The organism is Kribbella sp. NPDC051137 (assembly GCF_040682535.1).
Taxonomy (GTDB): domain Bacteria; phylum Actinomycetota; class Actinomycetes; order Propionibacteriales; family Kribbellaceae; genus Kribbella; species Kribbella karoonensis.
In genome coordinates, this window is the sequence record NZ_JBFBBI010000006.1 from 524,036 (window position 1) to 547,085 (window position 23,050).

Consider the following 23,050-nt stretch of genomic DNA (forward strand, 5'->3'; position numbering starts at 1 on the left):
CTCATGCGAGCAACGACCGCGCGAAGTGGTCGTTGCCGTCCCGTACACCGGGAAGCGTGAAGAAATAGCCGCCGCCGACCGGCCGGATGTAGTCGACGAGCGGCTCGTCGGCCAGCCTGGTCTGGACGGCCTCGAACTGCCGGGCGATGTCCTGCTGGTAGGCGCAGAACAGCAGGCCCAGGTCCAGGTCACCGACGGCGTCGGTGCCCTTGTCGTAGTTGTAGCCACGGCGCAGGAACTGGCTGGACGCGGTGTCCGGCGTCCGCGGGTTCGCCTTGCGAATGTGGCTGGTCAGCGGGATCGCCGAGCCGGTCGGGTCGGCCGGGTAGTCCGGCAGGTCGGTCTCGCTGCTGCCGTCCAGCGGCGCACCGGTGTCGCGGCGGCGGCCGAACATGTTCTCCTGCTCGCCGAGCGACACCCGGTCCCAGAACTCGACCAGCATCCGGATCTGGCGCAGCACCTGGTAGCTGCCGCCCTCGGTCCAGGCCGGTTCGCCGTTGCCCTTGCCGACCCACACGAGCTTGTCGTGGTCGGCCGAGGCCGGTTGGACGATCCCGTCCTTGAAGCCCATCAGGTTGCGCGGCGTCCCGGCCGGCCGCGGCTTGCTCCGGAACCCGTCGACCCGCCAGCGCAGCTGCATCGCGCCGCGGGTGTGCCGGGCGATGTCGCGCAGGGCGTGCAGCACGGTGTCGGTCTCGGTCGCGCACAGCTGCAGGCTCAGATCCCCGTGACACAAGGCCTCGTCGAGGCTGTCGTTCGGGAACGTCTTCATCGCGGTGAGCTTCGCCGGCTTCAGTTCGGCGAGTCCGTACCGCGCGTCGAACAGCGAGGCGCCGACACCGACGGTGACCGTCAGGTCGTCGCCCGGCATCTCCGGCCCGAGTACGCCGGAATCGGCCGGCGGCGCGGTGATCCCGAGCGGCGGCAGCGCGCCGCCCGCGGTGAGCAGCCGCGCCCGCTCGGTCAGCGTCGTGAACAGGTCGGTCAGCTCGCCCTTGTCCGCCGCGATCACATCGAACGACGCGAAGACCGCCTGCGCCGGCTGCGGCGTGACGATGCCTGCCTGATGTACGCCGTGGAACGGCACGGACGTCGGCGTCGCGGCGTCGGCGTTCAGCGTCAGCCCGGTCACCGCGGCCGCACCGGCCCCGGCCAACGTCCCGCGCAGGAAGGACCGCCGGTCGAATCCGCTCATCCGGTCCTCCGTACGTCGCAGATCGCGGCCACCGGGGCGAGCTTCTCCAACAGTTCGCCGACCGCGCCGTTGAGCTCTTGCCGCGTCGTGTGGTCGAGCTTGTCGACGGGCGTGTTCTGGTGGGCGGCCAGCAGCGCCCGCACGCGGTTCTCCCACTTCCGCACCTGTGGCAGGTCGGCGTACCGGGGTTTGAGGACCGGGTCGAGGACGGCCAGCACGTTCGCCGTACCGTTCAGGTTCGCCAGCGCGGTGTTCAGCGACGTACCGCTGCCCTGGTCGTTCTCGCCGGTCAGCTCGAACTGGAGCGCGTTCTCCATGATCTCGTGGGCACGCAGACCGAGGTCGTTCGGATCGACCTGCTCGTTCGGCAGGTCCTTCTGCAGGGCGCGTACGTCGGCGGCCAACTGGGTCGCGATCGGCTTCAGGGCCGCGGCGGACGCGTTGTGCCACAAACCCTTCTCCAGCGGGTGGAACCCGGCGTCCGAGCCGTCGATCTTGTCGGCGAAGTCGCCGAACGCACCGTAGGCCGCGCCGAGGGAGTTGTACGCCAGGTGCGCGGCCAGCCAGTCGGTCCGGGCGGCGTCGAGATTGCCGCCGTCCACGTCGGCGCGCAGTTTGCCCGTCTTCGTCACCAGATCCGCGACACCGCGCGCGACACCGGCCTCGTACTTCTTCACCAGCGGCAGCATGTCGTTCTTGGTCACCGGCACCACGGCCGGTCCGCCCTGCCCGTCGCCGCTGATCGTGACGGTCGGGCCGGTGATCGCGTCGGTGTCCTCGATCAGGCAACGGATCGCGTACTTCCCGGCACCGAGTTGTACGTCGACCTGCGCGCTGGTGTTCGGCCCGAGTCCCTCGACCTCGCCGTACACCTTCCGGCTGTCGACCTCGACCACGTCGACCTCGGCGGAAGCATCGCCCGTGTTGTGCACGGTCAGCACCTGCCGCCCGATCCGCGGGTCCGTCCAGCCCTGCCCGCACTGGCTCCTGGACACGCTGATCCCGCTCGATCCGGCCGTCGCGCCGGCCGCACCTTCCCAGGGCCGCCATACCGTCACCCCGGCCGCCGCTCCCAGCACAACCAGCGCCACAACCGCCGGCAGTGGACGGGGCGTGCGCACGAGATCTGCTCCTGGGGATCGGCCGTTGTATTCGCGGGCAATGCTAATCCCGGCCGATGATGCCGTCTTCCCGGTTCGGGCGTGTTCGCCGCGCCGTCACTAACTGTTCGCTAGCGACGGGCCGGAACTGAGATTCTGCTGAGATCCGACGCCACCACGACCTCTCCGGAGAACTCCTCGGCCGCCTCCTCGTGGAAGCGCTCCGGCTCCAGGTACCGCTGGGAGAAGTGCGTCAGGACCAGTTTCCGTACGCCGCACTCGGCCGCGACCCGCGCCGCCTGCCGCGCGGTCAGGTGCCCGAACCGGCGGGCCAGCTCCGCTTCCGCCGACAGGTAGGTCGACTCGATCACCAGCAGGTCGGCGTCCTCGGCCAGCCGCAGCACGTTCGCGCACAACCGGGTGTCCATCACGAACGCGAACCGTTGCCCCCGCCGTACCTCGCTGACGTCCTCGATCCGCACGGTCCGCCCGCCCACCTCGATCGATCCCGCCCGCTGCAACCGCCCGACGTCCGGCCCGGTCACGCCGTACTCCGCGAGCCGCCCCGGCAGCATCCGCCGCCCGTCCGGCTCGACCAACTGGTACCCGAACGACTCGATCGGGTGCTCCAGCCGGCGCGCCCACAACTGCCCGAACGACCCGACGGACAGCAGCCCGTCCTCCTCCACCGGCTCCTCGAGCAGCTCGGCCCGCTCGAAGAACGAGGCCGCGTACCGCAACCGGTCGAAGTACGTCTGTCCCGACGCCGGATAGTGCGCGTGCACCGGATGCGGTACGCCGTCCAGCGACAGCCGCTGCACCACCCCCGGTACGCCGAGGCAGTGGTCCCCGTGGAAGTGCGTCACACACAGTCGCGTGATCGCACCGGCCGGAACCCCGGCGAAGATCATCTGCCGCTGGGTGCCCTCCCCCGGATCGAACAGGAACCCCTGGTCGTCCCACCGCAGGAAGTACCCGTTCTGTGTCCGCTCCCGCGACGGCACCTGACTGCCGGTCCCGAGGACGACGAGCTCACGCAAGCGCGCGCACCAAGGTCGAGGACGACATGTTGCCGCCGCAGGACACCACCGCGACCCGCTGCCCGGCCAGTTCGGTACGTCGCTCGCGCGCGGCCGCGAACGCCAGGGCCGCCGCGCCTTCGATCAACTGGTGCTCGGTGTCGATCACCAGCCGCAACGCGTCCCGGATCCGGTCCTCGGGCACGAGCACCCAGTCGTCGACCAGGTCCCGGCACAGCCCGAACGTGATACTCCCGGGCTCGACGCTGCCCGCCGTACCGTCCGACAAGGTCGCTTCGGCTTCCACCCGGACGATCTCGCCGGCTCGCACCGATGCCGCCATCGCGTCGTCGACGGCCGGCTGGGCGCCGTACACCTTGACGTTCGGCAGCTGCTTCTTCAGCACCGCGGCGACCCCGCTGATCAGCCCACCGCCACCGACCGACACCACGATCGCGTCGAGCGGCCGACCGTCGAGCTGCTCCACGATCTCCACGCCGACGGTCCCCTGCCCGGCCACGATCTCCGGGTCGTTGTACGGCGGCACGTACGTCAGCCCGTTCTCCGCGGCGTACACGCGAGCCTTCGACTCCAGCACACCGGTGTCGTTGCCCTCGGCCCGCAGTTCGAGCCCGAAGCGCTTGAGCGCGGCCACCTTTCCGGGAGCCGCGTTCTCCGGCAGATAGACGATCCCCTGTCCACCCAGCGTCGCCAACGCGTTCCCGACCCCGAGCCCGTGGTTACCCGTGGACGCCGTCACCACACCGGCCGCGCGCTGCTCGCCGGTCAACGTGAGCACCTTCGCCATCGCCCCACGCGCCTTGAACGACCCGGTCCGCTGCTGATGCTCGCACTTCACCAGCACCTCGGCACCGACGTCGTCGCTGAGCGCCTCGTACCGCACGAACGGTGTCAACGTCAGGTGCTGCCGAAGGGCCGGAGCGATCTGCCCGGCCCGTTCGGCAACCTCTGCGGGACCGATCATTCCGCGGGGCTCAGGCTGGTGCCGAGGGCCTGCCAGTCGAGGACCGGGGCGGCGAGTTTGCTGATGGTTGCGAGCAGGCCGAGGCGGGCGGCGCGGAGGTCCGGCTCCTTCGCCATCACGAGGATGTCGTCGAAGAACGCGTTCACCGGGCCGACCAGGACGGACGTGGCGGTGACGAAGTCGGACAGGCCGGTGGGTGCCTGGCCGATCTTCTGGACCGCCTCGTGCAGGGCGACCTCGGCCGGCTCGGTGAGCTTGGCCGGGTCGTACTCCGCCGCGGTGCCTTCGGGGACGATCCGCCGGACCCGCTGGAGGACCGCGACCAGGCCGGCGAAGTCACTGTTACCGACCAGGTCCTGCAGGGCCTTCAGCGTCTCGTCCGCGGCGGCCGGAGCAGTTGCCAGCGGCAACACGGCGGCCACCTGGAGGTGGTCGTCGCCGCGGTCGATCAGCTGCTGCTCGTACCGCCGTACGGTGAACTCGGCGACCTCGTCCAGCGACTCCGCCGGTACGTCGATGCCCTGGGCACCGATCTCGTCCGCGGCCGCCCGCAGGCCGACCGGCAGCGTGATCGCCCGCAGCTCCGGGTGCTCCCGGAGGATCGCGACCACACCCGCGGCCGCCCGCCGCAGTGCGAACGGGTCCGAGCTGCCGGTCGGCTTCGCGCCGACGCCGAACAGCCCGGCGAGCAGGTCGAAGCGGTCCGCCAGCGCGAGCAGTGCGCCGGGAGTCGTCGACGGGACCGGGTCACCGGCCGACCGCGGCAGCTCCATGTCGTACAGCGCCTGCGCGACCGCCTCCGTCTCACCCGCACGGTTCGCGTACTCGCGGGCCATCGTCCCGGCCAGGCTGGTCAGCTCGACGACCATCTGCGAGCCGAGGTCGAACTTCGCCAACTCCGCCGCGCGCTTCAGGGTCGCGAGATCGTCCCCGTCGAGCTCGAGCGTCGCGGCGAGCTTCAGCGCGATCCGCCCGATCCGTCCGGCCCGGTCGGCCATCGAGCCGAGCCGCTCCTCGAAGGCCAGCTTGTCCAGCTCGCCCTTCATCGACTCCAGCGGCGTGTCGAGGTCGGCCCGCCAGAAGAACGCGGCGTCCTCGTAACGGGCCCGCAGGACCGCCTCGTTGCCCGCGCGGACGACGTCCTCGTCGACCGAACCGTTGGCCACGGCAACGAAGTGCGGCAGCAGCTTGCCGTCGTGGTCGCGCACCGGCAGGTACCGCTGGTGCTTGCGCATCACCGTGGTCAGGATCTCGCCCGGCAGGTCGAGGTACTCCGGCGCGAACCCGCCCAGGATCGGCGTCGGCTCCTCGATCAGGTTGACGATCTGGTCGACCAGCGCGGCCTCGCCCTCGACGTCGACCGTGCCCTGTACCTTCGCGGACAGGTCGGCCGCGGCCTCCACGACGGTCGCGCGGCGGCGCGCCGGGTCGGCCTCGATGCCGTGGATCCGGAGCAGGTCCAGGTACCCCTCGGCGGACGCGATCTCGACCTTCGGCTGCGCCGCGGTCCGGTGCACCCGGGTGGTCCGGCCGGCGGCCAGGCTCGACACGGAGACCGGGACGATCTCGTCACCGAGCAGCGCGACCAGCCAGCGGATCGGCCGGGTGAAGGACAGCTTCGCGTCGTTCCACCGCATGTTCTTGTCCGAGCGCAGGCCGGCGACGATCTCGCTGAGTACGCCGCTCAGCACCTCAGCCGCACCGCGACCCGGGTCCGGCTTGGTGACCGCGACGTACTCGACGCCGTCGACCTCCAGGTCGTGCAGCTCGCTCTCGTCGGCCTTCTGCCCGCGGGCGAACCCGGCGGCGGCCTTCGTCAGGTTGCCGTCGGCGTCGTACGCGGCCGCCTTCCGCGGACCGCGCACCACCCGCTCCGCGTCCGGCTCCCCCGCGTGCACCGAGGCGACGAACGCGACGACCCGGCGCGGGGTCGCGTACGTGGTGATCTTCCCGTGCTCGAGCCGCGTCGCGGCCAGCTTCTCCTCCAGCGCGGCCTGCACCGCGGCGGCGGTCTTGGTGACCTCGGACGGCGGCATCTCCTCGGTGCCGATCTCGAAGGTCAGCTGCCGGGTGCCGCTGATCGCCGGGAACCCGGTCGGCTCCGGCGCGGCCGGCGGCAACTCGGCGAGCCCCAGCGGGTGCTCCAGCTCGTCGCGGCGCTCCGCCCACAGCCGCGACACCTCGCGGGCCAGCGTCCGCATCCGGCCGAACGCCTTCGCGCGTTCCGTCGTACTCACGGCGCCCCGGGCGTCGAGGATGTTGAACGTGTGCGAACACCGCAGCACCTGAATGTGCGCGGGCACCGGGAGGCGGTCGTCGATCATCCGCCGGGCCTCGTTCGCGTACTCCTCGAACAGGCGCTTCTGCGACTCCACGTCGGCGTCGTCGAGGTAGTACCGGCTCATCTCGTACTCCGCCTGGCCGAACGCCTCGCCGTACGAGATGCCCGGCGCGTAGGCGATGTCCTTGAAGTGCGAGACGCCCTGCAGCGCCATCATGATCCGCTCGATGCCGTAGGTGATCTCCACCGACACCGGGTCCAGCGTCATGCCGCCGGCCTGCTGGAAGTAGGTGAACTGGGTGATCTCCAGGCCGTCCAGCCAGACCTCCCAGCCGAGCCCCCAGGAACCGGTCGCCGGGTTCGCCCAGTTGTCCTCGACGAACCGTACGTCGTGCGCGTCGATGTCGATCCCGAGCGCCTCGAGGCTGTCCAGGAACAGCTCCTGCGGATTGCCCGGATCCGGCTTCAGCACGACCTGGAACTGGGTGTGCGTCTGCAGCCGGTTCGGGTTCTCGCCGTAGCGGCTGTCGTCCGGCCGGACACTCGGCTCGACGTACGCCACCCGCCACGGCTCGGGACCGAGCACCCGCAGGATGGTCGCCGGGTTCAGCGTTCCGGCACCGACCTCGGTGTTGAACGGCTGCACGATCATGCAGCCCCGGTCGGTCCAGTACTTCGTCAGCGCGAGCAGCGCGTCCTGCATGGTGAGCACAGCAAACCTCATGCCATCGTCTGGGGGTTTCCGGTCACGAAGTCTATTCGCTGCGTGCCGGTGCTATCCCCCGGATACCGTTCGCCTTCCTACAGCTCGCCGATCGCGGCGACCGGTTGGGCTGATTTCGGGCACTGCCAGCTGGGATGACCGCCTGACAGTGCCGGGGTCAGCGGATGGGACGCCGGATGGTCGGGGCACTCCGGCCAGGTGACAGGGAGGCCCAGGCGGCACAGTTCCTCGTGGACGAAGTCCTGGACCTGTTCGGCGACCTGAACCACCTGCTCGGCGGCGGGCAGGTCGCGGAAGGCGAGCAGGCCGGTGCGGCAGTCGTCGCCCGAGAGCAGCCAGAGCGAGTCGTACGCCGGGTCGTCGAGCGCGGGCTCGTCCAGCAGTTGCAGGGTGAGGCCACCGGTACTCCGGAGGTCCAGGACGAGGAGGCTGAGTGCGGTGCGCAGCAGGTCCACCTGTGCAGTGTCTACTATCGGCGGGTGACGGTAGCTGAGGCGCAGGGGGCGGTCGACGCGGTCTGGCGGATCGAGTCGGCGCGGATCGTCGCGGGTGTCGCGCGGATCGTCCGGGACGTCGGCCTGGCCGAGGAGCTGGCCCAGGACGCGCTGGTGGCGGCGCTGGAGCAGTGGCCGCAGTCCGGCGTACCGCAGAATCCGGGTGCCTGGCTGATGGCGATCGCGAAGCGCCGGGCGATCGACCTGATCCGGCGCAAGGAGACGTACCAGCGCAAGCTGGCCGAGCTGGGCCACGAACTGGAGATCGACGGCGAATCGGTCGAGGACGACGTCGAGGCGATCCTCGAGGACCACATCGAGGACGACCTGCTCCGGCTGGTGTTCACCGCCTGCCACCCGGTGCTGACGATGGACGCCCGGGTCACGCTGACGCTGAAACTGCTCGGCGGCCTGAAGACCGACGAGATCGCCCGCGCGTTCCTGGCCCCGGAGCCGACGATCGCGCAGCGGATCGTCCGGGCCAAGCGCAACCTGGCGAAGGCCGGCGTCGAGTTCGAGGTGCCGTCCGGACCCGAGCTGCTCGACCGCCTGCAGTCGGTCCTCGAGGTCGTGTACCTGATCTACAACGAGGGGTACTCCGCGACCGCCGGTGACGACTGGATGCGCCCGGCGTTGTGCAACGAGGCGATGCGCCTCGGCCGGCTGCTCGTCGAGCTGATGCCGGCCGAACCCGAAGTGCTCGGCCTGCTCGCCCTGATGGAGCTGCAGTCCTCCCGCGCGAACGCCCGGACCGGCCCGGACGGCGAGCCGGTGCTGCTGCTCGACCAGGACCGCCGTCGCTGGGACCGCCTGCTGATCCGCCGCGGCCTGGAGGGCATCGACCGCGCCTGGGCCCTGGAGAAGCCGCCCGGCCCGTACCTCCTGCAGGCCGCGATCGCCGCCTGTCACGCGCGGGCCGCCGACCCGGACGACACCGACTGGGCCCGCATCGCCGGCCTGTACGCCGTACTCGCGCAGCTCACGCCGTCACCGGTGGTCGAGCTCAACCAGGCGGTCGCGATCTCGATGGCGTTCGGGCCCGAACGCGGGCTGCAGGCGGTCGACCTGCTCGCCGACGACCCGTCGCTGAAGGACTACCACCTGCTGCCGAGTGTCCGCGGCGACCTGCTGTTCAAGCTCGGCCGCCTCGACGAGGCGCGCGCCGAGTTCGAGAAGGCCGCCGCGCTCACTCGCAACGAACGCGAACGCAAGCTGCTGCTCGAACGCGCCGCCGCCTGCTGAACTACTTGTGCCGGCTGGCCATCCAGGCCATCGCACCGGCGCCGGCGACGACCGCTCCGCCGATCGCGGCGGTCGCCTTCGGGTGCCGCTTGCCGACGCCCGGCAGGTCCTTCATCGTCTGGCCGGCGTGTCCGGCCGTCTCCTTCATCCGGTGTGGCACATTCAGCCGCCGGCTCAGCTCCTGCACGGTGTCGGCCAGGTGCTGCCGGGTCTGTTCCAGATCGACGCGGAGCGTCTCGCTCTCGGACATCGGCTCGCGGTGCGCCGCATTCCTGGTGGTGCTCACGATCGGGCCTTCCCTTCCGGCTGGTGTCCCTTGAGTGCTTCCAGATCCTCGTGCATACCGTCGACGGCGCCTTGCGGAACAGGCGGAGTGGCCCGCGTGACGTGCCGTTTGCCGAGCAGGGCCGCGACGGTCGCGATCACGAACAGCACCGCGGCGACGATCAGCGCCGACAGCCAACCCGGCAACGCGGTGGCCAGTCCGAGCACCGCGGCGGCGATCAGCACACCGAGTCCGTAGACCGCGAGCGTGCCGGCTCCGCCGAAAAGTCCGGCGCCGACGCCGGCCTCCTTGCCCTTCTGCTTCAGCTCGGCCTTGGCCAACTGCAGCTCGTCGCGAACCAGCTGGCTCAGATCGCTGGTCGCCTGGCTGACCAGTGCGCCGACGTTGTCGTGCTGACCGTTCGGTCCGGCCGGATGCCGGACGATCTCCGGATGGGTTGTCACCTGGACCGCCTCCCGTGCTCGGCTTCGGACCCGGTACCCAGAGGCCGTGACGCTACGCATCCAGCCTGAAGTCCGTGTGATGTAGATCACAGCCTGTCGACATCGCTTCCGCGTGCTCGACGCAGTGGTGAGATCGTCATCCAACAGGAGGAACCCACCATGGAAACCGTGCTCTCGAAGGACGGCACCACCATCGCCTACGACCGGCGCGGCAGCGGGCCCGCCCTGGTCCTCGTCGACGGCGCGCTCTGCTCGCGCGCGCAGGGCCCGATGCCCGAGCTCGCCGAGGCGCTCGCGGACCGGTTCACGGTCTACAACTACGACCGGCGCGGACGCGGCGACTCCGGCGACACCGGCGCGTACGCCGTGGACCGCGAGATCGAGGACCTGGCCGCGGTGATCGAGGCGGCCGGTGGATCGGCGTACGTCTACGGCTCGTCGTCCGGTGCGGCGCTCGCGCTCCGGGCCACCGCGGCCGGGCTACCGGTCGAGAAGCTGGTCGCGTTCGAGCCGCCGTACGTCGTCGACGACAGCCGCAAGCAGATCCCGCGTGACTGGGTCGCGGAGCTGACCGCGCTCGGCCCGGACGACGCGATCAAGTACTTCTTCACCAAGGGCATCGGACTGCCCGGGATCCTGGTCACGGTGATGAAGCTGATGCCGGCCTGGAAGAACATGCGGGCGATCGCGCACACGCTGCCGTACGACGCCCAGGTGCTCGGCGAGAACTGCTTCGGCGAACCGATGGACGCCGCGCAGTGGGCGCCGATCGACCAGCCCGTGCTGGTGGCGAGCGGCGGCAAGAGCCCCGCGTGGATGAAGACGTCGACGCGGGCGCTCGCGGCCGCCGTACCGGGCGCCGGGCACACCGAGATTCCGGGGCAGAACCACATGATCAAGGCGTCGGCGATCGCCCCGGTGATCGCGGACTTCTGTGGCTGACAGCACGAAGGGCGCCCGGCCGGAGCCAGGCGCCCTTCGTCGTACCGCGTGTTGTCTCAGGCGCCGGTGATCAGCGCGCTCGCGCCGGAGCGGGCCGCGTCGAAGCGGGCCTGCGCGTCGGCCCAGTTCACGACGTTCCACCATGCCTTGACGTAGTCGGGCTTCACGTTCTTGTACTGCAGGTAGAACGCGTGCTCCCACATGTCCAGCATGGCGATCGGGATCTGCCCGGCCGGCAGGTTGCCCTGCTGGTCGTACAGCTGGTGGATGAGCAGCTTGCCGCCCAGCGCGTCCCAGCCGAGGATCGCCCAGCCGGAGCCCTGGATGGTGGTCGCGCTCGCGGTGAAGTTCGCCTGGAAGGCGTCGAACGAGCCGAAGAACTCGTCGATCGCCGCGCCCAGCTCGCCGTCCGGCTTGTCGCCGCCGTCCGGCGACAGGTTCTTCCAGAAGATGGAGTGGTTGACGTGCCCGCCGAGGTTGAAGGCCAGCGTCTTCTCCAGCCCGACGATCGCGCCGAAGTCACCCTTGTCGCGAGCCTCGGCCAGCTTGTCGAGGGTGTCGTTCAGACCCTTCACGTAGGTCGCGTGGTGCTTGTCGTGGTGCAGCTCCATGATCTCGCCGGCGATGCTCGGCGCCAGTGCACCGTAGTCGTAAGGGAGGTCGGGAAGCGTGTACGTGGTCAACTCTGCTCCTTCGTCGGGGCCCAGCGGGGGCCGATATCTCTCCGATGTCCTGGTTCAGCGACACCAGCTTGAAACTTCAACCACGGTTGAGGTCAAGTAGCCACGCGGGCGACGCGGCACTCGGACCGGTGCCCGGTACGACCGCCGCCACACGCCTGCGCACCCACCGGACACCTCCAGCTTCACATACTCTCCCCAGCAGCCTACGAGCGAGTCTCACCTCGGGCAGCCAGCCCCGCACACAACGCCGCCGCGAACGCCTCCGGGGCATCCACGAACCCGGTGTGACCGCCCGGGAACCTGGTCGGTTCGAGGCCCAGCCGGCCGGCCAGCGCGGTCGACGTACGGTCGCAGAGCTGGCCGGTCGAGTCCGCGCCGATGCCGACCACGACGTCCGCCTCACGAAGCCGGTCGACGTCCGGGAGCCAGGTGATCGTCTCGCGCATCTCGTGCCCGAACCAGAACCGCTCGGCCGCCACCTGCTCCGGGTCCCGCTCGCCGCCGAACATCGCCTCGGCCGCCTCGTCGGGGAGGAAGATGCCGGCCAGCCGGAAGAACTGCTTCCAGGCGCCGACCACGTCCCCGGCCAGGTAGTCGGCCATCAGCCTCTCGGACCGCGCGAGCAGCTGGTCCGCGTCCGGCAGCAGCCGGTCGAGCGGCGGCTCGTGCGCGATCACCGTTCGCACCACGTCCGGGTGGTACTGCGCCAGCGCCAGCGCGCTGACGGCTCCGCCGCTCGACCCCAGTACGTCGGCCGGGCCCGCGTCGACGTGCCGGATCAGCTGCGCGAGGTCGTCGGCGCGCTGCTCCGGGCGCGACGTACCGCCCGGGGTCAGCGTGCTGCGCTTCACGCCGCGCGGGTCCAGGGTCAGGACGGTACGGTCGGTCGCCAGCAGCGCGGCCAGTGGGGCGAACGCGTCCGCGTCCATCGGTGCGCCGACCAGGACCGTCAACGGGCCATTACCGCGCACTTCGTAGTACAGCTCTGCGTCGGATACCTCGAATGTGCTCATGCCCCTCCCACGGACGGGAGGGGCAGGAATGGACCTCAGCCCGCGAACACGTCCGAGTCCGGGCCGAAGTCGGCCTCCTCGACGACCCGGCGTACCTCGACCTCGTCCCGCAGTGCCTCGGCCAGTCGCGCCGCCCACTCGATCGCCTCGTCGCGGTTGCGCACCTCGACCACGATCATGCCGCCGACCAGCTCCTTGGTCTCCGCGAACGGCCCGTCGGTCACGGTCCGCCGGCCGCCCTCGACCTTCACCCGGGCGCCGAGCGAACTCCGGTGCACCCCCTCGGCGAACAGCAGTACGCCGGCCTTCGACAGGTCCTCGACGACCTGCCCGACCGCCTCCCCGACCTCCGCCGGCGGCAACTTGCCCGCCTCGCTGTCCGCGTCCGCCTTGTTGATGATCATGAATCGCATCGCTGCTCCTCGTCGTGTGGGTCGCTCACTTACTCTCACGTCGAGCGGGCAGGCGCCGGATCGACACCCTGGCGCACAACAGTTAGTTCGGCTGGTCGCCTGACGGGTTGTAGGCGCAGGCGTCGGCGAGGTTCTGGGTGGGGCCCGGGGGCGGGGTGGTGGTTGTGGTGGTGGGTTTGCGGGTGGCCTTCGGGGAGGTCGGGGTGACCGGAGTGGTGGCGGGGGCCGGGTCCGTGCTGATGGCTGCCTGGACCGTGGCGCGGAGGGCCTGGTAGTCGGGGTGGAGGTACTTGAGGCGGAGCTTCTCGGAGTCGAGGGTGACGTTCGCGACCGTTGCCGACTTCACCTTCAGCGCCAGCTGCACCATCGCGGGCAGCAACTCCTGCGGGATGTCGGTGCGGAGCAGATGCCGCCCGGCCTTCGCGATCGCCTTGTACTTCGTGACCAGCGTCTGCGGATCCGCCGCGTCCACCATCGCCTTGATCACGCACCGCTGCCGGACCTGCCGCTGGTCGTCGTCGGCGCCGTACCGCCCGCGCGCGAACCACAGCGCGTGCCGGCCGTCCAGGTGCTGCCGCGGACCCGGCTCGATCCACTCCTTCGGCGGGATGCCCGCGCTGCTGACCCCGCCCATCGCGACCCGCTCGTTGACGTTCACCGTGATGCCGCCGAGGGCGTCCACGATCTCCGGGAAGCTCGTCAGGTTGACCTGCAGGTAGTAGTCGATCTTCAGCCCGGTCGCCTCGCCGACCGACTGCTTCACCACGTCGGCGCCCTCGTTGTCCGACGGACCGAGGATGCCGGGGTGCGCGTCCGGGATGTTCTGGTACATCGCGGTCAGCATCCACTCCAGCCGCCCGTCCAGGCTCAGCCCTTCCTTGCCGAACCCGTCCGGGTAGAACTTGTGCAACGGCGAGTCCGCCGGGAACGGCATGAACGTCAGGTTCCGCGGCATCGAGATCAGCGAGGTGTTCCCGGTCTTGGTGTCGATGCTCGCGACGATCACGGTGTCGGTCCGCACGCCCTCGCGGCTCGGCGCGTCGTCACCGCCGAGCAGCAACAGGTTCAGCCGCGGCCGGTCCTCCCACGGGTCCTTCACGTTGACGGTGGTCGGCCGGGTGGCGCTCTTGCTCTCGCCCTGCGACTGGAACACGTCCTGCACCAGCGTCCGCTGCGCGAGCACGGTCTGTACGCCGATCGCCGCCGGTGCCGCGATCGCGAAGCACAGCACGCCGACGAACAGCGCGCCGGCCACCCGCCCGCCGGTACCGCCCGTTGCCGGACGCAACGACCGGTGCGAGCCGACGACCACCACGATCCAGAGGAACGCGAGCGCGCCGATCAGCACCGACGTGATCAGCAGCCGGCTCGGTACGACGGCCGCCGCGATCACCTCGTCACGCCGGGTCAGGGCGACGTACGCCGCGACCCCGGCCAGCGCGAAGAACACCGTGAGCACGAACGCGCCCAGCTTCCGGCGCCCGCCGACGATCAGTCCGAGTCCTGGAAGCAGTGCGCCCAGCAGGGTGAACCCCAGCAACTTCGGCATCGACCGCGGCCGCTTCGCCGTCGCGCGCGCACTCCCCATCGGCTCCCCTGTCCCCGGTTCCGCACACCTCAGCTCCAGTGTGCGGTACAGACCGCTCCCTCACCTGTTCAGACGTGTTACAGGGTCATTCGGTTGTCGATCAATCCGGTCGCGGTCGCGGGGGTGCGGCGCTAGGTTGGGCGGTTGTGCGGATTCTGATTCTGGGCGGGAACGGTTTTGTCGGACGTGCGGTCGTGGACGACGCACTCGAGCAGGGCGCGGAGGTCGCGTCGTTCAGCCGGGGGGTCAGCGGTACGCCGCTGCCGCCCGAAGTCACGCAACTGGTCGGGGATCGGGCGAGCGGCGACTACTCGGCGCTGAAGACCGGCGAGTGGGACGCGGTGGTGGACCTGAGCGGGTTCCGGGCCCGCGACGTCGACCAGGCGATGGACCTGCTCGGGGACCGGGTCGGGCGGTACGTGTTCGTGTCGAGTCACGCGGTGTACGTGCGGGATCTGCCCGCCGGGACGGACGAGACCGCGCCACGGCGAGAGCCGCTGCGGGATGCCGACGTACTGACGAACGAGACGTACGGACCGTGCAAGGTGGCGTGTGAGGACGACGTCGTGGAGCGGTACGGCGATCGGGCGACGCTGATCCGGCCGGGCCGGGTCACGGGGCCCGGGGACTCGTCCGGTACGGCGCTCTACTGGATCCGCCGGGGTGCTCGCGGCGGGCGGGTCGCGCTTCCCACCAAGCCGGAGGCACCGCTGCAGTTGGTCGACAGCCGCGACGTGGCACGCCTCATCACCCAGCTGATCACCGACGCGCGCCCCGGGGCGTACAACGCGGTCGGCCCCGACTCCACCCTCGCCGAACTCATCCGGACCGCCGCCGACCTGTCCGGCACCACCGTCGACATCGTCCCGGTCCCCCGCGACGCGGTCCCGCCCCGCTTCCCGCTCATCGACCCCGAATCCGAATGGGGCGAACGCCGCCGGAACCCCGCCAAGTCCCGCGCCGCGGGCATGCCCGTCACCCCACTCCGGACGACCGTCGAAGACGTCCTGCGCTGGGACAAGAGCCGTGGCGAACCCGCCCTGACGATCGGTCTCACCCCCGAACAGGAGCAGCAACTCCTCGAAGGACGTTAGACGCCCAGGGCCGGCCTACTCCGGGAGCGCGAGCGTCCGGCCGGCGTCCCGGGCCGCGTTGATGGAGCGGGTGAGGGTGTCCTTCAACGCCGTAGCTTCGTCGGTGAAGCCTTCTACGACGGCAGTGTCGCCGGCGGCCTCCGTGCGGGCGAGGAGTTCTATGTAACGGTCCCCGTCCTCCAGCGCCGCCTCGGCGCGGAGCGCGGCGTCGGCGGAGCGGACTCGGTCGGCGTACTGGTCGAGGAGATCGACCTTGCGTTTGATCGCCTCGGCTGACAGTGCGAGCGCACGGCGTTGCGGCCCCAGCACGGCGTCCAGCTCGGCCGTCTTCGCCCCGCGCGCGATGTCCTGCTGCCGCGCCCGCAGTACCGTCTGCTCCCGCAGCACCTGCGCGATGTCCCACAGCTGCTCGGGCAGCACCAGTTCGTTCTTCACGTCGTCCAGCAACCCGCGCCGCGTGACGGTTGCCTCGAGCACCGTTTTCACCGCGCGCTGGGCCCGCCCGAGCAACCACGCTGCCTCGCTGTCGAAGTCCTCCGGCAGCAGGTACTTCCGGTACTGCTTCCGGACCGCCTTGTGCGCGCGGTCCTCGATCATCGACTTCGCCAGGATCCCGCCGGTGGCCAGTACGGCGACCCCGGCCAGCGCGACCGCGCCCCACGCCGCCACCGCGGTCGGCAGCGTCGCGGCCATGACGATCAGCGCGAGGATCCACCCGCCGACGCACACCGCGACCCACACCAGCAAGGTGCCGAACGTGTTCCCGGGCGCCGCCGACCAGGACGTCTCACGCTTGGGCCGCGGCGCGTCGGCCGCCACGAACAACTCCGGCCTGTGCTCGTACAACCGGCGTACGCCCGCCGGCACATCCGGCGCGAACACAGGCTCCATCGGCACCTCCGGAGAAGTCGTCACCACTCAGCGTAGCCGGGCAGCGAGCCCATCCAGGAACACCGCGAGCCCGAACTCGAACAACTGATCCAGGTCGTACTCGTAGTCGAACCCGTCCGCCAGCAACTCCCGGAACGCCCCGAGATTCCCGGCCGCGATCATCGCCGCCAGCTGGTCGCTCTGGTGCACCACCCACTCGTCCGCCGTCTCGCCGGTGTCCTGCTCGGCCTGTGCCTCGGCCTCCATCACCAGCGCGATCCCGCGGACGTACGCGAACAGGCTGATCATCGTCGACATCGCCGCATGCTTCTCGAATCCCCGCAGCGCACCGAGCACCGCGTCCGTGTGCGGCAGCAACCGCGGCACCATCTGCGGCCGGCTCAGACTGATCGCACTCGCGAGCCACAGATGCCTGCGGTACGCCGCCCAGTGCACGCGCGCCACCATCGCGACAGCGTCCCGCCAGTACTCCGGGATCTCGCCGAGCGGGAACTCCCCGAGCACCTCGTTCACCATCTGCACGACGAGCGCGTCCTTGCCGCCGACGTACCGGTAGAGCGCCATCGTCGACACTCCGAGCTCGGCCGCGATCCGCCGCATCGACAGCGCCGCCAGCCCGTCGGCGTCCGCGATCGCGACCCCCATCCGGACGATCTCGTGCCGGTCCAGCCCGTCCGGTACGGCGGCCGCGGTACGCCGGGACCGCGGCGGCGGGCCGACCACCGTCCCGACGCCGGGCGACGCGTGCACGAGCCGCTCCGCCTGCAGCACCTGCAGTGCCTTCGTCGCGGTCGCCATCGCCACGCCGAACTCCCGGGTCAAGGCCCGCGTCGACGGTACCCGGTCGCCGGGCAGCAACTCGCCCGCCTCGATCCGACGACGTAGCGCGCCCGCGATCGTCTGGTACGGCGACTCGCTCATCCCGTCCCTCTCTGGCTCGATCGTGTCAAGATGGTCGCCATGCTGCGCGAACTGCAACTCACGGGCAATCCGGACGCCGACAAGCTGCTGAACGACGACCCGTTCGCCCTGCTGGTCGGGATGCTGCTCGACCAGCAGTACCCGATGGAGCACGCCTTCTCCGGCCCGCTGAAGATCGCGAACCGGATGGACGGCTTCGACCTGCACAAGATCGCCGCGACCGACCTGGAGACGTTCGTCGAGCTCTGCGTCACCCCGCCGGCCATCCACCGGTACGGCGGCTCGATGGCCCGCCGGGTGCACGCGCTCGCCCAGGAGATCATCGAGAAGTACGACGGGGAGGTCGCCAACATCTGGCTGTCCGGCCGCCCGAAGCCGGACGGCGCCGAGGTGCTGAAGCGGCTGAAGGCACTCCCCGGGTTCGGAGAGCAGAAGGCCAAGATCTTCCTGGCCCTGCTCGGCAAGCAACGCGGCGTGGCTCCCAAGGGCTGGCGCGAGGCCGCCGGCAACTACGGCGACCGCGGGTCCCGGCGCTCGATCGCCGACGTCACCGACGCCACCTCGCTGCAGCAGGTCCGCAACTTCAAGAAGGCCGCCAAGGCCGCCGCCAAGGCCTGATCCGCGCGATTCCCTGCGAAGTCAATCACGCTGACTTATCGTTGCTTAGGCAACGGGAGGAGCGCGGATGGACATCCGGGATCTGGATCGTCGGGCCGGGGCGGTGCTCGGGGAAGTCGTGATGCAGGTGCGGCCCGAGCAACTGTGGTTCCCCACGCCGTGCCCGGACTGGACCGTGCGTGGCCTGCTGCGGCACCTGGTCAGCCAGAACGAGGGCCTCGCCGCCGCCGCGCTGAACGGCTCCGCCTCCGTCCACACCTGGAACGGCGGCCGCCTCGCCGACAACCCCGCCGGTGCGTACCGCCGTTCGAACGTTCGGGTCGCCGACGCGTTCGCCGACGGCGGCGCGCTGGACCGGCTGGTGGAGGTCCGCGAGTTCGGCTCGTTCCCGCGCCGGATCGCGCTGACCTTCCACCAGCTCGACTGCATCGTGCACGCCTGGGACCTGGCCCGCGCGATCGACGTCCCGTACAACCCGCCGCCGGACATGGTCGAGCTCGCGCTCACGCTGGCCCGCCGGATCCCCGACACCGCTGCGAACCGCGGCTCCGGCTACGCGTTCGAGCGCAGCGTCAAGGTCTCCGGAACGGCTCCCGACCTCGACCAGCTACTCGGCCTCCTCGGCCGCAACCCGGAGTGGGTCTCCCCGCTCGACTGAGTAGTGCGGCAGGTCGATGGCGTCCGGCGTACCGCCTGCCATCTTCTTCAGCGCGCCGGACATCGGCTTCGACGTCATCACGCGGAGCACGAAGTCCCGGTACGCGATCCCGAACGCGGACATCGGCATCGCCATCTTGATCCCGCCCGGCGGCAGCTCCATCCGCTGCGCGACGTACGCCTGCATCCGCCGCTGGTACGCCGGGAACGCCCGGGCGTGGTCGCCCGCCGCCGCGGCCAGCTCCCCTGCCAGGACGTACGCCCCGACCAGCGACAGCGCCGTACCGTGGCCGGCCATCGGTGAACCGCAGTACCCGGCGTCGCCGACCAGCGCGACCCGCCCGCGCGACCACTCCGGTACGACGACCTTGCTGGTGGTGTCGAGGTAGAAGTCGTCCGCCGCGTCGAGCCCCCGCAGGACCTGCGGGGTGTGCCAGCCGAGCCCCTCGAACCGTTCGCGGACGATCCGCTTCTGGGCCTCGATGTCGCGCCGGTCGTAGGTCAGGATCGGCGACCGGAAGCTCAGCAGGACCTTCGCGTACCGCGGGTCGCGGTCCGGCCGCAGCGCGACCCAGCGGCCGCCGGGCGCGGTGTAGATCTTCATGAAGTCGTCCAGGTCCTCCGGCGTCTCGATCGTGAAGTACGACGTGTAGCCGCCGAGGTGCTGGACGAACTCCTCCTCCGGACCGAACGCGAGCCGCCGGACCCGGGAGTGCACGCCGTCCGCGCCGATCACCAGGTCGAACCGCTGCCGGCCCCCACTCGCGAAGCTGACCTCGACCCCGTCGGCGTCCTGCTCCAGCGCGGCGATCGAGTCGCCGTACCGGAACTCCACGTCGCCGGCGGCCGCGGCCAGGAGCTCGGCCAGGTCGCCGCGGAGGATCTCGATCTCGGCGACCGGTCCCGCACCGTCGAACGCCTCCAGGTGCATGGTCGCGGACGTCCGCCCGTCGGCCTTCACATAAGCGAGACCTCGCTCGTGCACCTGCCGCTCGGCCACTCCCGGCATCAACCCCATCCGCTCGGCCACCACGCGGGACACCCCACGCAAGTCCACGGTCTGCCCACCCGGCCGCGGCCCCGGCGCGATCTCGACGATCGTCGGCGCGAACCCGAACCGCCGCAACCAGTACCCCAACGCCGGACCCGCGATCCCAGCACCGGAAATCAGCACAGTCTTCATCTCTCCACCCTTCAACTAGTGCGCGTACGCCGTACACGGTGCACTAGATCAAAGGCGGAGTACCAGCGCGCACTAGTGCACCCGGGGTGAGTGCACTAGGCGTACCGCCCTCAGAGCGTGAGCGCCAGCCGGGTGGCCTGCTCGATGGCTCGCTTGGCGTCCAGCTCGGCCGCCACATCCGCCCCACCGATCAGGTGAACCGAGTGGCCGGGGAGTGCGTCGGCCAGCTCGCGGAGGGGTTCCTGGCCGGCGCAGATCACCACGTTGTCGACCGCGAGGACCTGCGGCTTCTCGTGCTTCGGGCCGAAGGTGATGTGCAGGCCCTCGTCGTCGATGCGCTCGTAGTTCACACCCCGGAGCTGCTCGACCTGCTTGCTCTTCAGCGCCGCGCGGTGCACCCATCCGGTCGTCTTCCCGAGCCCGGCGCCGATCTTCCCGGCCTTGCGCTGCAGCAGGTACACCTTCCGCGGCGACGGCTCCGGTCGCGGTACGGCGAGCGCTCCCGGCAGCCGCGTCGGATCGCCGACCCCCCACTCCGCCTTCCACGCATCGAGATCCGGAGACCCCGCGGTCGTGAGGAACTCGCTGACGTCCACCCCGATCCCACCGGCCCCGACCACCGCGACCGTTGCCCCCACCGGCTTGCGATCGCGCACCACGTCGACGTACGAGAGCACCGTCGGATGGTCGATCCCGGGGATCGCCGGCACCCGCGGTACGACGCCGGTCGCGAGCACGATCTCGTCGAATCCGGTCAGGTCGTCGGCACCCGCCCGGCGGCCGAGGTGCAGCTTCACGCCGGTAAGGTCGAGGCGCCGCCGGTAGTACCGGATCGTCTCGGCGAACTCCTCCTTGCCCGGGATCCGTTGCGCGATCCCGAACTGCCCGCCGATCTCGTCCGTCGCCTCGAACAACTCGACGTGATGCCCGCGCTCGGCCGCCGTCACCGCGGCGGCGAGCCCGGCCGGACCGGCCCCGACGACCGCGACGTTCTTCGTACGGCGGGTCGGCAGCAGTCGCAGCTCCGTCTCGCGGACCGCCCGCGGGTTGACCATGCAGCTCGCCTTCTTCTTCGCGAACACATGGTCCAGACACGCCTGGTTACAGGCGATGCAGACGTTGATCTCGTCCGCCCGGTCGGTGGTTGCCTTCAGCACCCATTCCGGATCGGCCAGGAACGGGCGGGCCATGCTGACCAGGTCCGCGTCACCGCGCGCCAGCACCTCCTCGGCGACCTGCGGCAGGTTGATCCGGTTCGAGGTGACGACCGGGATGTTCACGTGCGGCTTGAACGCCGCGGTCACGGACGTGAACGCCGCCCGCGGTACGGACGTGACGATGGTCGGCACCCGCGACTCGTGCCAGCCGATCCCGGTGTTGATGATCGACGCCCCGGCCGCCTCGATCTCCTTGCCCAGCGCCACCACGTCGTCCCAGCTCTGACCGCCCTCGACCAGGTCGGCCATCGACAACCGGTAGATGATCAGGAAGTCCTCGCCGACCCGCTCCCGGGTCCGCCGGACGATCTCGACCGCGATCCGCCGCCGGTTCTCCGGGATGCCGCCCCAGCGGTCGGTCCGCTTGTTCGTCCGCTCGGACAGGAACTGGTTGATGAAGTACCCCTCGGAGCCCATGACCTCGACCCCGTCGTACCCGGCCTCGCGGGCGAGCGCCGCGCAGTCGACGTACGCCTTGATCTGCTGCAGGACGCCGCCGTCGGACAATGCGCGGGGCTTGAACGGGTTGATCGGGGCCTTGAGCGCGGAGGCGGAGACGCTGAACGGGTGGTACGAGTACCGGCCGGCGTGCAGGATCTGCAAAGCGATCCGGCCGCCCTCCGCATGTACGGCGTCGGTCAGTTGACGATGCGCGCGGGCCTGCCGACGGCTCGTGAGTTTGGAGCCGAACGGCGTCAGCCAGCCCTGCCAGTTGGGCGCGTAGCCGCCGGTCACCATCAGCCCGGCACCGCCCCGGGCGCGTTCGGCGAAGTACGCGGTCAGCTTGGGCAGATCGCTCAAGCGGTCCTCGAGGCCGGTGTGCATCGAGCCCATGATCACCCGGTTCGGCAGCACGACGTGACCGAGATCGAGCGGTTCGAGCATATGCGGGTACGCGGTCATCGGTTGTCCTTCCGGAGGGCGTCGATCACCTCGTCGCACCAGGCGACGAAGGACTCCTCGGCGCGGATACCGCCGCGGAGTACGAGGTACTGGTGGAGTTCGCGGCCGTGCAGGGTGGACGGTTTCGGGAAGTCGCGTTTCTGGATGCCGCGGTACACCTCGAGCCGGGTGGCGTGCTCGGCCCGATGCCGCTGGACCTCCCGCAGGACGACGTCCGGGGAGCCCACCGAGGCGCCGCGGAGTTTCACGCCCAGGCCGTCCCGCAGTACGGCGGGGTCTTCGGGCTCGGCCAGCCACCGGGTCAGCTCGGCCTTCCCGGCGGCGGCGATCCGGTACACCTTCTTGTCCGGGCGGCCGTCCTGCGCGATCTCGGTGTGCCGCACCCAGCCGGCCTCGTCCATCCGCCGCAGCACCCGGTAGATCTGCTGGTGGGTGGCCGGCCAGAAGTACCCGATCGAGCGGTCGAACCGGCGGGCCAGCTCGTACCCGGAACCGGCTCGCTCGGTCAGCGAGACCAGGATCGCGTGCTCCAGCGCCATGAACAGACCTTACCTATGCAACTCGTTGCACTGCACCTGACTGCATCCCAGGTCACATCATGCGCTTGATCCGGTTTGAGAGAATTGATTGCAGACGCCTTATATTGACGACCGATGGATTCGGAGTATCCCCATGGACGCCCAGGCCCACCCGACGAAGACGACGCTGCCCGGCATCGGCATCCGGTACGACCTGGTCACCCGGTCCGGGAAGCACGTCTCGGTGGTGGCGCACAACGACGGCCGCCGGTTCCTCGGGTTCCACAAACCGGAGGACGACGACGAGTGCCAGGCGTCGGTCCCCTTAGGCCGGGGCGAAGCGGCCGCACTCGCGCAACTGCTGGTCCCGCAGCGGATCGACCCGGTCCGCGGTGAGATGGAGATCGACCTCGTCACCGAGCACATCCCGGTGACCGCGATGTCGCCGTACTCCGGGCGGACACTCGGCGACACCCAGGCCCGCAGCCGTACCGGTGCGTCGATCGTGGCCGTCCTGCGGCGGACCGGGGCGACGCCCTCGCCGACGCCGGACTTCCGGTTCGCGACCGGGGACACGCTGGTCGTGGTCGGCACCCGCGAGGGCGTCGACGCGGTGGCCGATCTGATCGCGGGGGGCTGA

General features: G+C 70.4%; 23 protein-coding genes. 6 read left to right on the forward strand and 17 right to left on the reverse strand.

The genetic code is table 11. The annotated features are described in order from the left end of the window. Position 1: 1 nt before the first annotated feature. The 6 genes from efeB to AB0M51_RS33245 all read right to left on the reverse strand — a co-directional run bounded on the left by efeB (position 2) and on the right by AB0M51_RS33245 (position 7,759). Positions 2–1,195: an iron uptake transporter deferrochelatase/peroxidase subunit gene (gene efeB, locus AB0M51_RS33220; protein ID WP_344192250.1), complete on the reverse strand. Its 1,194-nt coding sequence runs from the start codon at positions 1,193–1,195 to the stop codon at positions 2–4. Beyond that, entirely contained in the window at positions 1,192–2,316 is a 1,125-nt protein-coding gene (locus tag AB0M51_RS33225; RefSeq protein ID WP_344192248.1) for an EfeM/EfeO family lipoprotein, read from the reverse strand. Before AB0M51_RS33225 ends, efeB begins: the two co-directional genes overlap by 4 nt. A 110-nt stretch (positions 2,317–2,426) precedes the next feature. Beyond that, on the reverse strand, positions 2,427–3,335 hold the full coding sequence (locus AB0M51_RS33230; RefSeq protein ID WP_344192245.1) for a ribonuclease Z: 909 nt from the start codon (positions 3,333–3,335) through the stop codon (positions 2,427–2,429). Further along, positions 3,328–4,299, reverse strand: coding sequence for a pyridoxal-phosphate dependent enzyme (locus AB0M51_RS33235; RefSeq protein ID WP_344192243.1), 972 nt, complete (start codon positions 4,297–4,299; stop codon positions 3,328–3,330). The genes AB0M51_RS33230 and AB0M51_RS33235 overlap by 8 nt, the downstream gene beginning before the upstream one ends. Beyond that, the gene (locus AB0M51_RS33240) at positions 4,296–7,304 is read right to left on the reverse strand and encodes a glycine--tRNA ligase (RefSeq protein ID WP_344192241.1); all 3,009 of its coding nucleotides are present in this window, start codon (positions 7,302–7,304) and stop codon (positions 4,296–4,298) included. The genes AB0M51_RS33235 and AB0M51_RS33240 overlap by 4 nt, the downstream gene beginning before the upstream one ends. Before the next feature lie 77 nt (positions 7,305–7,381). After that, the gene (locus AB0M51_RS33245; RefSeq protein WP_344192239.1) at positions 7,382–7,759 is read right to left on the reverse strand and encodes a hypothetical protein; all 378 of its coding nucleotides are present in this window, start codon (positions 7,757–7,759) and stop codon (positions 7,382–7,384) included. A 24-nt stretch (positions 7,760–7,783) separates the two neighbouring features. On the opposite strand from AB0M51_RS33245, the gene AB0M51_RS33250 reads away from it, so the two are divergent. Beyond that, positions 7,784–9,040, forward strand: a complete 1,257-nt coding sequence (locus AB0M51_RS33250) for an RNA polymerase sigma factor (protein ID WP_344192237.1) — start codon at positions 7,784–7,786, stop codon at positions 9,038–9,040. A 1-nt stretch (position 9,041) separates the two neighbouring features. On the opposite strand, the gene AB0M51_RS33255 is transcribed toward AB0M51_RS33250, so the two are convergent. Further along, complete coding sequence (locus AB0M51_RS33255) at positions 9,042–9,326, reverse strand: DUF3618 domain-containing protein (protein ID WP_344192235.1); 285 nt, start codon at positions 9,324–9,326, stop codon at positions 9,042–9,044. Beyond that, positions 9,323–9,769, reverse strand: a complete 447-nt coding sequence (locus tag AB0M51_RS33260; protein WP_344192233.1) for a phage holin family protein — start codon at positions 9,767–9,769, stop codon at positions 9,323–9,325. The genes AB0M51_RS33255 and AB0M51_RS33260 overlap by 4 nt, the downstream gene beginning before the upstream one ends. 159 nt (positions 9,770–9,928) lie before the next feature. Between AB0M51_RS33260 and AB0M51_RS33265 the strand changes: the two genes are divergently transcribed. Next, positions 9,929–10,711, forward strand: coding sequence for an alpha/beta hydrolase (locus tag AB0M51_RS33265; RefSeq protein ID WP_344192231.1), 783 nt, complete (start codon positions 9,929–9,931; stop codon positions 10,709–10,711). Between the two features lie 56 nt (positions 10,712–10,767). Here AB0M51_RS33265 and AB0M51_RS33270 read toward each other — a convergent pair whose 3' ends face one another. From AB0M51_RS33270 to AB0M51_RS33285, 4 genes are all read right to left on the reverse strand, one after another. Beyond that, the gene (locus tag AB0M51_RS33270; RefSeq protein WP_344192229.1) at positions 10,768–11,394 is read right to left on the reverse strand and encodes a superoxide dismutase; all 627 of its coding nucleotides are present in this window, start codon (positions 11,392–11,394) and stop codon (positions 10,768–10,770) included. A gap of 203 nt (positions 11,395–11,597) precedes the next feature. Next, on the reverse strand, positions 11,598–12,407 hold the full coding sequence (locus AB0M51_RS33275; protein WP_344192225.1) for an alpha/beta hydrolase: 810 nt from the start codon (positions 12,405–12,407) through the stop codon (positions 11,598–11,600). A 35-nt stretch (positions 12,408–12,442) separates the two neighbouring features. Then, positions 12,443–12,820: a YciI family protein gene (locus tag AB0M51_RS33280; RefSeq protein WP_344192223.1), complete on the reverse strand. Its 378-nt coding sequence runs from the start codon at positions 12,818–12,820 to the stop codon at positions 12,443–12,445. An 82-nt stretch (positions 12,821–12,902) separates the two neighbouring features. Then, entirely contained in the window at positions 12,903–14,408 is a 1,506-nt protein-coding gene (locus AB0M51_RS33285) for an LCP family protein (RefSeq protein WP_344192221.1), read from the reverse strand. 146 nt (positions 14,409–14,554) lie between these two features. On the opposite strand from AB0M51_RS33285, the gene AB0M51_RS33290 reads away from it, so the two are divergent. Continuing rightward, positions 14,555–15,502: an NAD-dependent epimerase/dehydratase family protein gene (locus AB0M51_RS33290; protein ID WP_344192219.1), complete on the forward strand. Its 948-nt coding sequence runs from the start codon at positions 14,555–14,557 to the stop codon at positions 15,500–15,502. Between the two features lie 15 nt (positions 15,503–15,517). On the opposite strand, the gene AB0M51_RS33295 is transcribed toward AB0M51_RS33290, so the two are convergent. Together AB0M51_RS33295 and AB0M51_RS33300 are read right to left on the reverse strand one after the other, a co-directional pair. Further along, positions 15,518–16,417, reverse strand: coding sequence for a hypothetical protein (locus AB0M51_RS33295; RefSeq protein ID WP_344192217.1), 900 nt, complete (start codon positions 16,415–16,417; stop codon positions 15,518–15,520). A gap of 3 nt (positions 16,418–16,420) precedes the next feature. Continuing rightward, complete coding sequence (locus AB0M51_RS33300; RefSeq protein ID WP_344192215.1) at positions 16,421–17,314, reverse strand: GntR family transcriptional regulator; 894 nt, start codon at positions 17,312–17,314, stop codon at positions 16,421–16,423. Between the two features lie 30 nt (positions 17,315–17,344). Here AB0M51_RS33300 and AB0M51_RS33305 point away from each other — a divergent pair, with 30 nt between their 5' ends. Together AB0M51_RS33305 and AB0M51_RS33310 are read left to right on the forward strand one after the other, a co-directional pair. Then, positions 17,345–17,932, forward strand: a complete 588-nt coding sequence (locus tag AB0M51_RS33305) for an HhH-GPD-type base excision DNA repair protein (RefSeq protein ID WP_344192213.1) — start codon at positions 17,345–17,347, stop codon at positions 17,930–17,932. A gap of 67 nt (positions 17,933–17,999) precedes the next feature. Then, a complete protein-coding gene (locus AB0M51_RS33310; protein ID WP_344192209.1) occupies positions 18,000–18,590 on the forward strand; it encodes a TIGR03086 family metal-binding protein in 591 nt (196 codons plus the stop codon). Here AB0M51_RS33310 and AB0M51_RS33315 read toward each other — a convergent pair. The 3 genes from AB0M51_RS33315 to AB0M51_RS33325 all read right to left on the reverse strand — a co-directional run bounded on the left by AB0M51_RS33315 (position 18,540) and on the right by AB0M51_RS33325 (position 22,431). Beyond that, positions 18,540–19,772, reverse strand: coding sequence for an FAD-dependent monooxygenase (locus tag AB0M51_RS33315; RefSeq protein ID WP_344192207.1), 1,233 nt, complete (start codon positions 19,770–19,772; stop codon positions 18,540–18,542). The genes AB0M51_RS33310 and AB0M51_RS33315 overlap by 51 nt on opposite strands. 110 nt (positions 19,773–19,882) lie before the next feature. Continuing rightward, positions 19,883–21,892: an NADPH-dependent 2,4-dienoyl-CoA reductase gene (locus AB0M51_RS33320; RefSeq protein WP_344192205.1), complete on the reverse strand. Its 2,010-nt coding sequence runs from the start codon at positions 21,890–21,892 to the stop codon at positions 19,883–19,885. Continuing rightward, entirely contained in the window at positions 21,889–22,431 is a 543-nt protein-coding gene (locus AB0M51_RS33325) for a PadR family transcriptional regulator (RefSeq protein ID WP_344192203.1), read from the reverse strand. The genes AB0M51_RS33320 and AB0M51_RS33325 overlap by 4 nt, the downstream gene beginning before the upstream one ends. A gap of 133 nt (positions 22,432–22,564) precedes the next feature. On the opposite strand from AB0M51_RS33325, the gene AB0M51_RS33330 reads away from it, so the two are divergent. Next, positions 22,565–23,050 carry a TrkA C-terminal domain-containing protein gene (locus AB0M51_RS33330; protein ID WP_344192201.1) on the forward strand — a complete coding sequence of 162 codons (486 nt, stop codon included), beginning with the start codon at positions 22,565–22,567 and terminating at the stop codon, positions 23,048–23,050.

What these genes read in the sequence shown, in the direction of transcription:
- efeB (WP_344192250.1), bottom strand. Translation starts at nt 1,195, where the DNA reads ATGAGCGGATTCGACCGGCGGTCCTTCCTGCGCGGGACGTTGGCCGGG.
- AB0M51_RS33235 (WP_344192243.1), bottom strand. Translation starts at nt 4,299, where the DNA reads ATGATCGGTCCCGCAGAGGTTGCCGAACGGGCCGGGCAGATCGCTCCG.
- AB0M51_RS33240 (WP_344192241.1), bottom strand. Translation starts at nt 7,304, where the DNA reads ATGAGGTTTGCTGTGCTCACCATGCAGGACGCGCTGCTCGCGCTGACG.
- AB0M51_RS33265 (WP_344192231.1), top strand. Translation starts at nt 9,929, where the DNA reads ATGGAAACCGTGCTCTCGAAGGACGGCACCACCATCGCCTACGACCGG.
- AB0M51_RS33275 (WP_344192225.1), bottom strand. Translation starts at nt 12,407, where the DNA reads ATGAGCACATTCGAGGTATCCGACGCAGAGCTGTACTACGAAGTGCGC.
- AB0M51_RS33280 (WP_344192223.1), bottom strand. Translation starts at nt 12,820, where the DNA reads ATGCGATTCATGATCATCAACAAGGCGGACGCGGACAGCGAGGCGGGC.
- AB0M51_RS33285 (WP_344192221.1), bottom strand. Translation starts at nt 14,408, where the DNA reads ATGGGGAGTGCGCGCGCGACGGCGAAGCGGCCGCGGTCGATGCCGAAG.
- AB0M51_RS33300 (WP_344192215.1), bottom strand. Translation starts at nt 17,314, where the DNA reads ATGAGCGAGTCGCCGTACCAGACGATCGCGGGCGCGCTACGTCGTCGG.
- AB0M51_RS33305 (WP_344192213.1), top strand. Translation starts at nt 17,345, where the DNA reads ATGGTCGCCATGCTGCGCGAACTGCAACTCACGGGCAATCCGGACGCC.
- AB0M51_RS33310 (WP_344192209.1), top strand. Translation starts at nt 18,000, where the DNA reads ATGGACATCCGGGATCTGGATCGTCGGGCCGGGGCGGTGCTCGGGGAA.
- AB0M51_RS33315 (WP_344192207.1), bottom strand. Translation starts at nt 19,772, where the DNA reads ATGAAGACTGTGCTGATTTCCGGTGCTGGGATCGCGGGTCCGGCGTTG.
- AB0M51_RS33320 (WP_344192205.1), bottom strand. Translation starts at nt 21,892, where the DNA reads ATGACCGCGTACCCGCATATGCTCGAACCGCTCGATCTCGGTCACGTC.
- AB0M51_RS33325 (WP_344192203.1), bottom strand. Translation starts at nt 22,431, where the DNA reads ATGGCGCTGGAGCACGCGATCCTGGTCTCGCTGACCGAGCGAGCCGGT.
- AB0M51_RS33330 (WP_344192201.1), top strand. Translation starts at nt 22,565, where the DNA reads ATGGACGCCCAGGCCCACCCGACGAAGACGACGCTGCCCGGCATCGGC.